The sequence below is a fragment of the Stenotrophomonas sp. CFBP8980 genome (genome assembly GCF_034046095.1).
GTDB lineage: Bacteria > Pseudomonadota > Gammaproteobacteria > Xanthomonadales > Xanthomonadaceae > Stenotrophomonas > Stenotrophomonas lacuserhaii.
Genome location: NZ_JAXCXF010000007.1, coordinates 7,501 through 20,481 on the forward strand (window position 1 = coordinate 7,501; position 12,981 = coordinate 20,481).

Consider the following 12,981-nt stretch of genomic DNA (forward strand, 5'->3'; position numbering starts at 1 on the left):
CCTTCGGCGCTACCGGGCTGCCAGGCATGACGGCGCCGCGGATCGAACGCGCTGGTTTGTTACAGCGGCTGCACCGACAGGGTCTGCTGCAGCACGTGGCGGCCGCCGGCCGGGATCGTCACCACGTCCGGGCCTGCGTTGGCCGCTTCCAGGCAGACGTAGTCGCGCCAGCCATCACCGACGTCGGCCATCCTGGCGGCCGCTTCGGCCCCCGGGTTCCAGGCCACCAGCGAACGGCTGCCCTGGGTTTCCAGGATGATGCGGCGCTTCAACACCGGATCGTGCAGTACGTAGCGGCCCCCGGCCTGCGTGTAGATGCGGTCGCTGCGGCCGGGATCGCGCGCATCGCGCAGGTTCCACGGCCCCTGCTGGCGGCGCGCCTGGGCGTAGTTCTCGTACTTGTCCAGATAGTCCAGGCCGTCTACGCCCTCCACGTCCACGCGGCCGGCATCACCGACGCGGAAGTAGTTGTGCAGCGCCTGGCTGATCGTCGCCGGCACGGTGCCGGTGTTGTCGGTGATCAGCCGCTGGGTCAGGGTCGCGCCGACGGTCACCACCATCTGCAGGCGCAGTGACAGGCTTTCCAGCACCGGTGGTGCCAGGGTGAGCTCGATGCTGCCGTCGGCCAGCGCGCGCGCCTGCTTCAACTCCCACGGCAGGGTCCGCACGAAACCATGCGCGGGCACGTCATTGGACTGACCCTGGCGGCCGAAGTACGGCCAGCACACCGGGCTGCCACCACGGATCGGCGTCGGCAGTTCAGCGCGCCGGGGCGACAGCCACATCACGTCCTGGCCGCCGTTGGGCACGAAGGACAGCAGCTGGCCACCAAAAACACTGATCGCCGCGCTGCCCTGTGAGGTCTGGATGAGCCACGCATCGAGCCCCTGGTACCGGCCACTGGTCACACCTTGGATCTGTTGCACCTTGGATGCACTCCGCACCGCTGGCGACTGCACCAGCGTGTTGTAGTTGGAAGGAAGGATGAAGCGGCTGGCGGCCGGCGCGGCGACAGTGGCTGGCTCGGCCTGCAATGCCTGCAGGATGCGGCGGCCGGCGCGTCCATCCAGCGGCGTCCATCCCAGGCGTTGCTGCTCGGCCTGGATGGCGCGGCGGCTGGCGGTGCCGATCATGCCGTCGACCTGGCCGATGTCATGCCCGCGCGCGGCCAGCAGCGCCTGCAGCTGGCGGCGTTCGCGGCGTCCCAGGCCCGGGTCATCGGTGGGCCAGGCGGTTGCCAGGCCGGCCCCGCCACGCAGCCGGTCAGCCAGCGTGGCGATGGCCAGCGCGTAGCTCTCTGCCGCGTTGTAACTGTAGATCGCGTCGTAGTTGCGGAACACCAGCAGCGCCGGTCCGGTGTTTCCGGCCGGCAGCAGCAGCGCCGCGCGGGCATCAGCGGGCAGCCCGGGGGCTGTGATGACGTCGCCCTGCAGGGTGGTCACGCCCAGCGCTTTCCACGCCGGTAGCGACCGGCGCTGGGTGCGTCCGGCCTGCGCGACGTTGAAGCCAGCGGGTACGCGGACTTCCATGCCCCACGCCTCCCCGCTGCGCCAGCCGGCACGCTTGAGATAATTCGCCGTGGAGGCCAGCGCGTCCGGGATGCTGCCCACCAGGTCGCGGCGGCCATCGCCATCACCGTCCACCGCGATACGCGCATAGGTACTTGGCATGAACTGGGTATGCCCGAAGGCACCGGCCCAGGAGCCCACCAGGCCCTCGCCGCGCAGGTCGCCCCGATCGATCAGCTTGAGCAGTGACAGCAGTTCACCGCGGAAGAACGACTGGCGCCGGCCCGCGCAGGACAGCGTGGACAACGACTGCAGCAACGGGCGCTTGCCGAACACGCGGCCGTAATCACTTTCCACGCCCCACACCGCCACGATGGTGGCCGGGTCCACGCCGTACTCGGCCGACACCTGCTGCAGCAGTGCGCGATGCTGGGCCAGCATGGCGCGGCCGTCGTCCACCCGCTGTTCGTCGACCAGCGCGGCCAGGTAATCCCAGATCGGCGTGGTGAACTCGGGCTGGGCATCCAGCAGCTCCAGCACGGAAGGATCCGGCTGCACGCCGGCCATCAGCGCGCTGAAGCGCTCGGCCGGGATGCCCTGCCCGGCCGCGCTGGCCTGCAGGGTCGACAGGCAGGAAGCAAACGCGGGATCGGGCTGCTGCGCGGTCGCCAGCGGGCTGGCCAGCAACGTGGCGAGCAGGATCAGCGAGCGGGTGGTCATGGTCATCCTTCGTGCCGCCATGGCCCCTGCATCATAACGGCAGTGATGAATCAGCGGCGACGCAGCAGGCGCAGGCCGAAGGCCGGTTGTGGCGCGACGGTGTCCCAGCGTCCGACCACTTCCAGCCCGGCCGCATCAAGCAGCTGCTGCAGGCTTTCATCAGTGTACTTGTGGCTGTATTCCACCTGGATGGCGTCGCCTGCGGCGAACCGGAACCGGTGGCCATCAAGGGTCACCTCCTGGTCGCGGTCACTGACCAGCTGGGTTTCGATGCGCAGCCGCGGCACGCTGTAGCGCGCACGGTGGTGGAAGGCCTGCAGGTCGAAATCGCTGCCGACCTGCTGGTTGAGGCGCTTGAGCAGGTTGAGGGTGAACGCGGCTGTGACTCCGGCCGCATCGTTGTAGGCCGCTTCCAGCGTCGCGGTGTCCTTGTGCAGGTCCACGCCGATCAGCGCCAGTCCGTCTTCGCCCATGGTCTGGCGCATGGCGCGCAGCAGGAACACCGCTTCATCGTGCTCGAAGTTGCCCAGGGTCGAACCGGGGAAGAACAGCAGGCGCCGCGCGGCTTCTTCTTCGGGCTCGGGCAAGTCTACCGGCTGGGTGAAATCGGCACAGACCGGCAGCATCTCGATGTCCGGATGGGCCGGTGCCAGGTGGTCGATGCTCGACAGCAGGGCGGCGCGCGAGATCTCGATCGGGGTATAGGCCACCGGCGCATCGAGCGCCTCCAGCAGCAGCGCGGTCTTGCGCCCGCTGCCGCTGCCCAGTTCGACCACGTGCACGCGCGATCCGACGCGCTGGGCGATCTCGGGCAGCGACTGTTCCAGCAGGGCCAGCTCGGTGCGGGTCGGGTAGTACTCGGGGGTGCGGGTGATCTGTTCGAACAGCGCCGAACCGGCGGCGTCGTAGAAATACTTGGAGGGCAGGCGTGGCGGCGTGGCGGACAGGCCGGCGATGGCGTCGGACAGCACCCGTTCGCGGCTGGGGGTCAGGTCGGTCAGCGCCTGCCGCGCCGCGTGTACGGTACTCATCGGACGATACTCATCAAAGTGCCTTTGCCAGGCGCACGCCGGAGAACTGCCAGCGCGCGGAGGGGTCGAAGAAATTGCGGTAGCTGGCACGCACGTGGCCGCGCGGCGTGGCGCAGCTGCCGCCGCGCAGGATCCACTGGCCACACATGAACTTGCCGTTGTATTCGCCGAGACTGCCCGGGAAGGTGGCGAAACCGGGATAGGGTCCATAGGCGCTGCTGGTCCATTCCCAGACATCGCCGTGCAGCTGCTGCAGGCCATCCGCTCCGCGTGGCGCGGACGGGTGCAGGCGATCGTCGTCGACGAAATGGCCGTCAGGGGCGTGCTGGGTGGCGGCCGCTTCCCACTCGAACTCGGTGGGCAGGCGCGCGCCGGCCCAGCGGGCGTAGGCATCGGCTTCGTAATAGCTGATATGGCAGACCGGCGCGTGCGGATCCAGCGCACGCCAGCCGCCGAGGGTGTATTCGCGCTCCAGCGCGTCATCCCAGTACAGCGGATGCCGCCACTGCTGGGCCTGGTTCAACGACCAGCCCTCGCTCATCCACAGCTGCACCTGCTGGTAGCCGCCATCGGCGATGAACGCGGCGAACTCGGCGTTGCTCGCCGGCCGGTTGGCGAGTGCGTGGGCGGGCACCAGCACGCGGTGGCGCGGGGATTCGTTGTCGTAGGCGAAATCGGCATCGGCGGGCCAGGCATGGGCGCCGATCCACGCGATGCGCTCCGGGCTGTCGATCCACTGCAGCGGCGTGGCGGCGCCGGCCACGGTGGCCAGGTCATCGCGGTAGGCCGGCTGCAGCGGATTGCTCCACAGCGCGTGCTTGATATCGGTCAGCAGCAGTTCCTGGTGCTGTTGTTCGTGCTGCAGGCCCAGTTGCAGGTGGTCCAGCGTTTCATCGCTCAGCGCGCGGTCCTGCAACAGGCGCAGCACCTGTCCGTCGATACGTTCGCGGTAGTCATACACCTGTTCCAGGCTGGGCCGGGACAGCAGGCCACGCTGCGGCCGCGCGTGTGCCGGGCCGATGGTTTCGTAGTAGCTGTTGAACAGGAAATGCCAGTCGGGTTGCAGCGGCTGGTAGCCCGCCTGCGCACCCAGCACGAAGCGTTCGAAGAACCACGTGGTGTGCGCAAGGTGCCACTTGGTGGGGCTGGCGTCGGCCATGCTCTGCACCATCGCGTCTTCAGCACTGAGCGGAGCAGCAAGCGCCACGCTGCGTTGGCGCACGTGGACGTAGAAGTCGGCCAGGGCGGCGTGGCGGGAAGGGTTCACGGGGGCGGTGGCGAGCAGGCTGTTCACGACAGGAAGCTTGGGTCAGCCGCGGTGAGGACCACGTCATCGACGCCCCCGGCCGGGCTGCTACAGCGCGTCCAGGTAGAACCAGTTCCCGTCGATGCGCTGGAAGCGGCTGTGCTCGGTCATCTTGACCACACTGCCGCCGCCGATTCGGTAGCGCGCGGTGAAGCGCACCTGCGCGCGGTCGCCGTCCTGCTGGTGCTCATGCACGCTCAGGCCGAGCCACTGGGTGCGCTGGCCGGGGGCATCGTCCAGGGACAGTTCCGCCGGACGGGTGTCGGGGTGCCAGCTGGAGAGCAGGTAGTCGGCACGCTGCAGCACGTAGGCGCTGTAGCGCGAGCGCATCAATTGCGCGGCATCGGCCGCCGGTTCGCCGGCATGGCAGCGGCCGCAGCACTCGGCATAGGGCTTGCCGAGGTCGCAGGGGCAGGTAGCGGGGACGGTCTGGCTCATGCCGCTATTTTTGCACGGCCGGCGCGCCGCGGACCGGCGGGCCACCGCGGCGTGGGCGTATCCTGTCGGCCCCCACTGCAGGCCTGAACCGTGCTGGACATGATTCCCCCCGAACTCTGGTGGCTGGTGGCCATCGCCTTCATTGCCGGCCTGGTCGATGCGGCGGTCGGCGGCGGCGGGCTGGTGCAGCTGCCGGGCCTGTTCACGGTGCTGCCGCAGCACTCCCCTGCCCTGCTGTTCGGCACCAACAAGTTCAGTTCGGCCTTCGGGACCGGGGCGGCGGCCTGGCGCTATGCGCGCAACGTGCGCTTCCCGTGGCGACCGGTGCTGTTCGCGGCGGCCACGGCCTTCGTCTTTTCGTTCCTGGGCGCGACGGCGGTCAGCCTGCTGCCCAAGGATGCGGTGCGCCCACTGGTGCTGGTGCTGCTGGTGGCGATGCTGGGCTACACGCTGTGGAAGAAGGATTTCGGCGCGCTGCACCGCCCGCGCGAGGTGGGCCGCCGCGAGCTGGTGATCGCGCTGGCGATCGGTGCGGCGATCGGCTTCTACGACGGCTTCTTCGGGCCGGGCACCGGCAGCTTCCTGATCTTCCTGTTCGTGCGTTTCTTCGGGCTGGATTTCCTGCGCGCCTCGGCGGCGTCGAAGGTGGTCAACCTGTCGACCAACTTCGCTGCGCTGTCGTTCTTCATGCCCACCGGCAACGTGTTGCTGCTGTTCGCCGTACCGATGGCGGTGGCCAACATCGTGGGATCGGTGGTCGGCACGCGGCTGGCCCTGCGCGGCGGGACGCCGTTCATCCGCAAGCTTTTCGTGGGCCTGGTGGTGGTGCTGATCGCGCGGATGGGCTGGGATACGTTTACTTGATGCTTCGCGGGACGGCACTGGTAGCGCCGAGCCATGCTCGGCGGGCACTGAGAGGTCGCCAGGCAAAGGACGCCGAGCATGGCTCGGCGCTACCAGGGCTCCCGCCCGCCCCGCACCCCGGTACCGTGCGTGCGCATCCGGGGGAGAGCGGGGGCCGCCCCGGCGATCAGGCGTCGGCGGGTTCGGCTTCGTTGGCCTGCTGACGGCTGCGTTCGGGCAGCTTGAGGCGCTTGCCTTCTTCATCGTATTCGATCAGCAGCACGCCGGAATCGTGGCGACCGCTGATTTCCACGAAGCAGGCGCCGCCGATGAACGGCTCCAGCGTCATCACCGATTTCAGCGGAGTGGCGACCACCATCTGGAAACCGAAGTTGTCGAAGATGTTCATCGCCAGCGCGGTGAACTCGTTGTCGGCCTTGTCGAAGGCTTCGTCGAGCACCACCGCAGCATAGCTGGGCAGCTGGCCATCGGCTCCACCCAACTGGTAACGCAGCGCCGCCGCCAGGCAGGTGGTGGCGAGCTTCTGCCGCTGGCCACCGGACTTGCCGGCACCACTGCGGTAGATCTCCACCTGCTGGCGGGTAGCGGCGTCCAGTTCCACACCGATGAACTCCACGTGCATGCGCACGTCCAGCACCAGCTCGCGCCAGCGCTTGTCTTCGCCTTCGGCCGAGCCCAGCCGGGTGACCAGCTGGCGCAGCACGGCGAACTGGGCTTCGGCCAGTTCACGCTGTTCGGTCTGCTGCTGGGACAGCACCTCGCGCAGGTGCTGGTGGAACTCCAGCACTTCCGGCAGGCGGCGGTCGCTGAGCTCGATGGTCAGCAGGGTGCCGCGGTTGAACGGCACCTGTTCCAGGCTGGCATTGACCTCGTCCAGGCGCTGGCCGATCGACTTGCGCGCCTCGGCGCTGTGCCGCTGCAGGGCCAGCAGGTTGTTCTTGCTCTGGTTCTGCAGCAGGTCGAAGAAGCGCTCTTCATGCTGTGGCAGGCCGTCGCGTTCCAGCCGTTCCAGGCGGGCCAGGAAATCATCGGCCGATGCCACCGACACGGTGAAGTCGCCGGACTCTTCCGGCCAACCCTGCACGAAGCGGCGGAAGCAGCCCAGCAGCTGGTTCTCGACCCGGTTGACGTCCTGCTGCGAGGACGACAGTGATTCGTTCAGCGCGTTGCTGACCTGGCGCATGTGCGCCTCCAGCGTTTCCAGGCTGAGCGCACCGAGCGCTTCCAGGCGTTCCTGCAGGCCCGCTTCCTGGGTGGCGCCCAGGGTCGGCAGCACCAGTGCGCGGCTCTGCTGGCGGGCACGGTCCAGGCGATCACGCTCCTTCACCAGCTGGCCGCGCTCGACCCGGGTATCTTCGTAGGTGCGTCGCGCCTGCTCGATGTCCGAACGCGCGGCGTCGATCTGCCGGGCCAGCTTTTCCAGGTCCGCGTTGCCTTCGCGCAGGCCGCGCAGGGTTGCTTCGATGTCGACCAGGCGCTGCTGCGGGGTGGCGACGTCGATCTCGTCCCAGCGGATGCCGGCCAACTGGTGGCAGGCCAGGCGGCGCTCATTGTCGAGATCGCGCTGCGCACGCAGGCGCGCGACGTCTTCGTCGCAGCCGGCGATCCGCTTTGCCAGCTCCTGCGCTTCCTTTTCGTACACGGCCAGCTTGTCGCGGTTGTTGAAGCCCAACAGCCAGCGGCGGCGGTCGGTCACCGCGCTGCGGTCATCCTTCTCGAAGCGGTCGCCCGGATGCTTGACCTGGCCTTCGCGGGTGATACCACGGTCGACGTTGCGCAGCTGGCGCGCGTCCACGCACTCGTAGTCGAAGCGCTTGCCCAGCTCGCGCCGCAGCCAGCCTTCGAACACGTGGTCGCGCAGTTCCAGCTTGTGCAGCAGCGAACGCGGCGACGGGTCACGCGCGAACGCCTCGTCGTTGCGACGCACGCGGTAATAGGTGAAACGCATGCCGAGGTGGGTGCGGTTCACCCAATCGGCGACCTCGTTGTAATGCTTGTCGTCGACCAGCAGCGACTGCGCGAACCCGAACAGCACGCGCTCGATCGCACCCTGCCACGGCAGGTCATCCTCGCGTACCTGGATCAGCTCGCCGACGAATGGCAGCGCCGCCTCGGGCAGGCCGGTTTCCTCCACCAGCCGTGCACGCAGTTTCTGCAGTGGCGCGGGGATGCTGGAGGTATTGCGCTGCATGGCATCCAGCTCGGCACGCACGTCGCCGAAGCGGCGCTCGTCATCGCGCCGGCCACCCAGCCGTTCGCTGATCGCATCATCCAGCGCCGAGGAGGCGCGCTTGCGGTCCAGCAGCTCGGTCGACGCCTGCTCCACCAGCGCGGCGAAGCCATGTGCATCCTCGGGAAGCGCCTGTTGCAGCTGTCCGGCGGCATCGCGGGCCTGGGCCTGCTTGGCCTGGCGACGGTCGCGCTCGGCTTCGGCACGGCCCTGTTCGCGTTCCAGTTCCTCGATCCGCTCACCGCCCTGCTGGCGCCGCTGCAGCTCCAGCTCGCCCAGCTTGGCGGTATGGTTGTCGAGGGCGGCGCGGCGCTGGGATTCCTCGCCCAGCAGGCCACGGTCGCGGGTGTCGAGTTCACGCAGGCGCGCATCGATCAACTGCTGGCGGCGCGATTCGCGGAAACTGTCGATGCCCAGCTTCAGCACTTCATCGTCGCTGCGACGGCGCTTGATCTGCTTCAGTTCGCTGTAATGCTCGCGCGCCGGCAGCAGCGTTTCCACCTGGCGACGTGCGGTGACCACGGCCTGGTGCGCGCCATCCAGTTCGGCGAAGTCGTTGACCAGCCGCTCGGCGGCATCGAAGGTCTTCGGCGTATCCAGCATGAAGTCGCGCAGGAAGACGTTGAGGTCGCCGAGGTTCTTGGCCGACTGGGTCTTGTGCAGCAGGCGCAGCGCCATTTCGTTGTCGATGCCGAGCAGGTGGCGGAAGCGCTCGGCATAACCGGCGAAGCTGTCGAAGTGGTGCACGTCTGCCAGCTTCTGCTTCAGCTTGCGCAGGTCCAGGTCGAAGCCGCCGAGATCCTTGGCGATGTCGAACGGGCGCTCGGCCACCAGGTAGTGCTTGCGCACATCGCCAGCGGTGGCGCCGTTGCCGGCGATCCAGAACAGCCGTACCAGGCTGACCACCCGGCCATCGCCGGCGCGGTATTCCAGCACCAGCGCGGTCCAGGTGGCCCCCTTGCGCAGGTACTGGGTGGCGATCTCGCCGGTGCCGCGGTCCTGCTGGTCGGCCCAGGCGCCACGCACGTAGGACACCAGGTTGCGGTCGCGGCCACTGCGCTCGGCTTCGCGCGCGGCGGCGTTGAAGTCGACGATGGCCGGCGGCACCAGCAGCGCGGACATCGCATCAAGCAGGGTCGACTTGCCCGAGCCGGAGCGGCCCACGAACAGGAAGCCGCGCTCGGCGATCGGCACTTCGGTCAGGCCGTTGAAGGTGCCCCAGTTGTGCACCTGCAGGCGGCGCATGCGGAACTGCTGCGTGCGCGGGTCGGGCAGGCCTTCGGTGAACAGGGCGGGAGTGTGCTTGGAAATGGCCATGGCGTGCTCGCTGGGATCAGGCTTCGGCAGCCGGGGTTTCGCGCAGCTGGCGGTACACCGCCGACAGCGCGGAGACGTCTTCGGCAGAGAACAGCAGCTTCAATGCGGGAGAGACTTCGTGGCGATCTTCCTGACCCGCCAGGCGGGTCAGGATGTGGTTGTCCTTCATCTTCTGCACGGCACTGGCCACGCGGCGGTTGAAGCCGGCGCGATCGGTGGACAGGTTTTTCTCGTACACCGCCAAGGCTTCGGCCATCTCGGCATCGGCGACCACCGCGCGGTTGCCGCGCGCATCGGCCTCGCCCAGTTGCTGGCGAAGGTACAGCAGCAGGACCGAGTCGATGAAGGTCAGCGGCGAGGTGCGCAGCAGCACCGGCGAATCCAGATCTTCGGTATCGGACTGGCGGGTGAAGGCAACACCACTCTCGCGGTCCAGCACCAGTTCCAGGAACAGGTCGGACAGGGAGGTGCGGATGGCGGCTTCGTTGCGCAGCAGCGCCGGCCACAGCTTGGCATGGCGCTGCTGGTCGATGCTCGGCCCGATCAGCAGCTGGCACAGCGCGCGGCGCGCGTCCTGCGGCAGCCGGCCGGTATCGCCCAGGTACAGCACGTCGTTGTTGCGGCGGGGCAACGGGGTGACCACTACCGGCTCGGCGTCGATGGCATCCTCGCCCTCGCCCAGGCGGGAGGATTCGATCGGATCTTCATTCCAGCTCATGGCGTTTCTCCTGGGTGAACCAAACCAGCGGGATGCGGGCGCGCCGCCATTGGCCATCGCCACCGCGCCAGTGGGCCAGCTCCTGCTCGCCCTCCACCACGGTGCCGAAGCGCGTGCCCAGCGACAGGTAACCGATCACGCTGCCCAGCCCCTGCGGCGCTTCGCGCTGCGACAGGGCCTGGGAAATGCTCAGCTTCGGCTGCATGCCAAGCAGGTCATGCAGGTCGCGGCGCAGGGTACGGAAGTCGATTTCGGACGATGCCACCAGGTCGCCCACGCTTTCCAGGCTGATCGCGGCGGCATCGTTGCGCTGCACGCTGCCATCCACCTGCGCGCTGCGTGGATCGTGCAGTTTCCACTGGGACCACGAACGCAGGCGGCTGGTGGTCAGCTGCAGGTCGCGGCCGATCGAACGCTGGGCCGGGAAATCATCGCGCAGGGCCAGTGCCTCGGCCTGCGCCTGTTTCAGCAGCTGGTTGAGCCGGCGCTGTTCCAGGTAACCGCGGCTCTGCACGAAACCGCGCAGGCTGCGGGCGAAGTGCTGCAGCACATCGTGGACCTGGCCGCCGCGCTCCAGCATGGTGCCGGTGAAGCCGCGCAGGAATGCGCGCTCGTTGCGGTCCAGGCGCCGCGCGAAGCCACGCGCCAGCACCGATTCCAGCGCGGCGTCCAGCTGTGCACTCTGTTCGGCATCGTTGAGCAGGCGCCAGAAGGCCTGGAAACTGCGGCCGGCGTCGCTCTCGCCGATCACGTCCACGCCTTCGAACAGCTTGGACAGCACGTCGCCACGCTCGCCTTCATCGTCGATGATGCGTTCGCGGAACTCGCGGTTCAGGCGTTCGAAGTCATCACGCACGCGGCGGAAGTCTTCGGTCAGTTCATCGGCCAGCCCGATGATCTGGCGGGCGCGTTCCAGTGCGCGCTTGCCATCCAGCGCCGCGACGCGGCCTTCGCCGACGCGGGCGATTTCCGCATCGATGCGGTCGCGCTCGTCGCGCAGCGCGGACAGCCGCGCATCCGGATCGGCTTCGGTCTGCGCGGCCAGCTGCGACAGCTGGTTGATCACCAGTGCCAGGCGGCTTTCGGTGGCGGCAACCCGGCTTTGTTCCAGGCTGTCGGCAAAGCGGATCGCCTGCAACGCCTGGGTGGACAGTTCGTACTGTTCCTGGTCGGCACCTTCGGGCAGGCGGCGTTCCAGCCAGCCCTGGGCCAGCCAATGCGCCACGTAGGCCTGCGCGGTGCGCGGCAGCTCACGTGACAGCTCTTCGCCGTTGAGCTGGTCCAGCGCGCGCTGCAGGCGCTCGTGCAGCACGGGCGCGGCCAGCGTGCGTTCGCCGTCCATCAGCAGGCCCTGCAACAGGCCGATGATCTCCGGCGCATGGTCGGCGGCGAGCAGCTTCCATTGCGGTTGTTCGCGCAGGTGGCGGTAACGGGTGATGCGTTCGCGATGCTTCATGCAGCGAGGGAATCCGGATAGGCGTGCAGCGGCGGCCGGGCGCGCGGCGGGAACGGCACCGGCCACGCGGGCCGGCACCGGTCAGACCGCACGATCAGCGCTTGCCGCCGACTTCGATGAAACGCAGGAATTCGGCGCGGGTGCGGGCATCTTCGCGGAAGCTGCCGAGCATCTTCGAGGTGACCATGCTGACGCCGCGCTTGTGGATGCCGCGGGTGGTCATGCACTCGTGGGCACCTTCGACCACTACGCCCACGCCGATCGGCTGCAGCACGTCCTGGATGCACTGGGCGATCTGCGCGGTCATCTTTTCCTGCACCTGGAAGCGGCGCGCATAGGCTTCCACCACGCGGGCCAGCTTGCTGATGCCCACGACCTTGCCGGCCGGCAGATAGCCGACGTGCACGCGGCCGATGATCGGCGCCATGTGGTGTTCGCAGTGGCTTTCGTATTCGATGTCGCGCAGCACGATCAGCTCGTCGTAGCCGGCAACCTCTTCGAAGGTGCGCTCCATGTAGGCACGCGGATCGTCGCGGTAGCCGCTGAACCAGTCGCCATAGGCCTCGGCGACCCGGCGCGGGGTATCCAGCAGGCCTTCGCGGGTCGGGTCTTCACCGGCCCAGCGCAGCAGGGTGCGCACGGCCTCTTCGGCCTGCGTCTGGGAAACATCGCCCTGCGGCGTCTTGGAATTGTTGTCGTTGCTCATTGCGAACTGCATCCCGAAGGGGTCGAGCATGGTAGCCGACCCGAGGGGGAGCCGTCCTGCCGCGACACTCCGCGGCCGGTCACCGTGGCACGGGTTCAGGGAAGACACAGGCATCCCTATTGATAGGAATGAAATTAGTAGTATCCTATCTATCTGCCATGAACACCTCACTCGACGAACGTACCCGGCTGCAGATGCAGCTCAGCTCCGGCCTGCTCCAGTCAGGCCGGCAATGGCAGCGCCTGGCCGACACCGCACTGGGCAGCCATGGCATTTCCACCGCCTGCACCATGCCGCTGCTGATGATCGGCCGCTCCGGCGGCGGCATCCGCCAGGTCACCCTGGCCCAGCAGCTGGGGCTTGAAGGCCCGTCGCTGGTGCGCCTGCTGGACAAGCTGTCGGCCAGTGGGCTGGTGCGCCGCGAATGCGATGCCAGCGACCGCCGCGCCAACCTGCTGTGGCTGACCGAGGAAGGCCAGGCGCTGGTCAGCGAGCTCGAACAGAAGCTGATCGGGCTGCGCCAGGAGGTGTTCGGCGAGCTGTCCATGGACGAGCTGCGCGCGGTGCTGAAGGTGTGGCAGCTGCTGTCCGCCGCCGTCGATCGCATTACGTAAGTTGTTTTCCCGGGGATGCCGCTGGCGTGCAGACGTCGGTGGCGTTCGCCCGTTGCGGTTGCCGTTCCCTCCC

At 68.1% G+C, this 12,981-nt stretch carries 10 protein-coding genes; 2 read left to right on the top strand and 8 right to left on the bottom strand.

Going from position 1 to position 12,981, the window contains the following annotated elements; translation table 11 throughout:
- Nucleotides 1–59: 59 nt before the first annotated feature.
- The 4 genes from SOM47_RS14045 to SOM47_RS14060 all read right to left on the bottom strand — a co-directional run bounded on the left by SOM47_RS14045 (nucleotide 60) and on the right by SOM47_RS14060 (nucleotide 5,003).
- Nucleotides 60–2,234, bottom strand: a complete 2,175-nt coding sequence (locus SOM47_RS14045) for a lytic murein transglycosylase (protein WP_320505930.1) — start codon at nucleotides 2,232–2,234, stop codon at nucleotides 60–62.
- A gap of 44 nt (nucleotides 2,235–2,278) precedes the next feature.
- Complete coding sequence (gene egtD / locus SOM47_RS14050; protein WP_320505931.1) at nucleotides 2,279–3,259, bottom strand: L-histidine N(alpha)-methyltransferase; 981 nt, start codon at nucleotides 3,257–3,259, stop codon at nucleotides 2,279–2,281.
- A 13-nt stretch (nucleotides 3,260–3,272) separates the two neighbouring features.
- Nucleotides 3,273–4,526, bottom strand: a complete 1,254-nt coding sequence (egtB, locus tag SOM47_RS14055) for an ergothioneine biosynthesis protein EgtB (RefSeq protein WP_320506021.1) — start codon at nucleotides 4,524–4,526, stop codon at nucleotides 3,273–3,275.
- Nucleotides 4,527–4,613: 87 nt separating this feature from the next.
- Nucleotides 4,614–5,003: a YchJ family metal-binding protein gene (locus SOM47_RS14060; RefSeq protein WP_320505932.1), complete on the bottom strand. Its 390-nt coding sequence runs from the start codon at nucleotides 5,001–5,003 to the stop codon at nucleotides 4,614–4,616.
- Between the two features lie 90 nt (nucleotides 5,004–5,093).
- Here SOM47_RS14060 and SOM47_RS14065 point away from each other — a divergent pair, with 90 nt between their 5' ends.
- Nucleotides 5,094–5,867: a sulfite exporter TauE/SafE family protein gene (locus SOM47_RS14065; protein ID WP_320505933.1), complete on the top strand. Its 774-nt coding sequence runs from the start codon at nucleotides 5,094–5,096 to the stop codon at nucleotides 5,865–5,867.
- 166 nt (nucleotides 5,868–6,033) lie between these two features.
- Here SOM47_RS14065 and SOM47_RS14070 read toward each other — a convergent pair whose 3' ends face one another.
- The 4 genes from SOM47_RS14070 to folE all read right to left on the bottom strand — a co-directional run bounded on the left by SOM47_RS14070 (nucleotide 6,034) and on the right by folE (nucleotide 12,294).
- Nucleotides 6,034–9,414 (bottom strand): ATP-binding protein, encoded by a 3,381-nt coding sequence (locus SOM47_RS14070; protein WP_320505934.1) that lies wholly within the window; start codon nucleotides 9,412–9,414, stop codon nucleotides 6,034–6,036.
- Between the two features lie 16 nt (nucleotides 9,415–9,430).
- Nucleotides 9,431–10,132 (bottom strand): DUF4194 domain-containing protein, encoded by a 702-nt coding sequence (locus tag SOM47_RS14075; protein ID WP_414715813.1) that lies wholly within the window; start codon nucleotides 10,130–10,132, stop codon nucleotides 9,431–9,433.
- The gene (locus tag SOM47_RS14080; protein ID WP_101098624.1) at nucleotides 10,119–11,588 is read right to left on the bottom strand and encodes a DUF3375 domain-containing protein; all 1,470 of its coding nucleotides are present in this window, start codon (nucleotides 11,586–11,588) and stop codon (nucleotides 10,119–10,121) included. The genes SOM47_RS14075 and SOM47_RS14080 overlap by 14 nt, the downstream gene beginning before the upstream one ends.
- A 94-nt stretch (nucleotides 11,589–11,682) precedes the next feature.
- Nucleotides 11,683–12,294, bottom strand: a complete 612-nt coding sequence (gene folE / locus SOM47_RS14085) for a GTP cyclohydrolase I FolE (RefSeq protein WP_101098626.1) — start codon at nucleotides 12,292–12,294, stop codon at nucleotides 11,683–11,685.
- Nucleotides 12,295–12,452: 158 nt separating this feature from the next.
- Here folE and SOM47_RS14090 point away from each other — a divergent pair, with 158 nt between their 5' ends.
- Complete coding sequence (locus tag SOM47_RS14090) at nucleotides 12,453–12,908, top strand: MarR family winged helix-turn-helix transcriptional regulator (RefSeq protein WP_320505935.1); 456 nt, start codon at nucleotides 12,453–12,455, stop codon at nucleotides 12,906–12,908.
- The last annotated feature ends 73 nt before the right edge of the window (nucleotides 12,909–12,981 follow it).

Coding starts and splice junctions, on each gene's coding strand:
- SOM47_RS14045 (WP_320505930.1), bottom strand. CDS start 2,234: ATGACCATGACCACCCGCTCGCTGATCCTGCTCGCCACGTTGCTGGCC.
- egtD (WP_320505931.1), bottom strand. CDS start 3,259: ATGAGTACCGTACACGCGGCGCGGCAGGCGCTGACCGACCTGACCCCC.
- SOM47_RS14060 (WP_320505932.1), bottom strand. CDS start 5,003: ATGAGCCAGACCGTCCCCGCTACCTGCCCCTGCGACCTCGGCAAGCCC.
- SOM47_RS14070 (WP_320505934.1), bottom strand. CDS start 9,414: ATGGCCATTTCCAAGCACACTCCCGCCCTGTTCACCGAAGGCCTGCCC.
- SOM47_RS14075 (WP_414715813.1), bottom strand. CDS start 10,132: ATGAGCTGGAATGAAGATCCGATCGAATCCTCCCGCCTGGGCGAGGGC.
- SOM47_RS14080 (WP_101098624.1), bottom strand. CDS start 11,588: ATGAAGCATCGCGAACGCATCACCCGTTACCGCCACCTGCGCGAACAA.
- folE (WP_101098626.1), bottom strand. CDS start 12,294: ATGAGCAACGACAACAATTCCAAGACGCCGCAGGGCGATGTTTCCCAG.
- SOM47_RS14090 (WP_320505935.1), top strand. CDS start 12,453: ATGAACACCTCACTCGACGAACGTACCCGGCTGCAGATGCAGCTCAGC.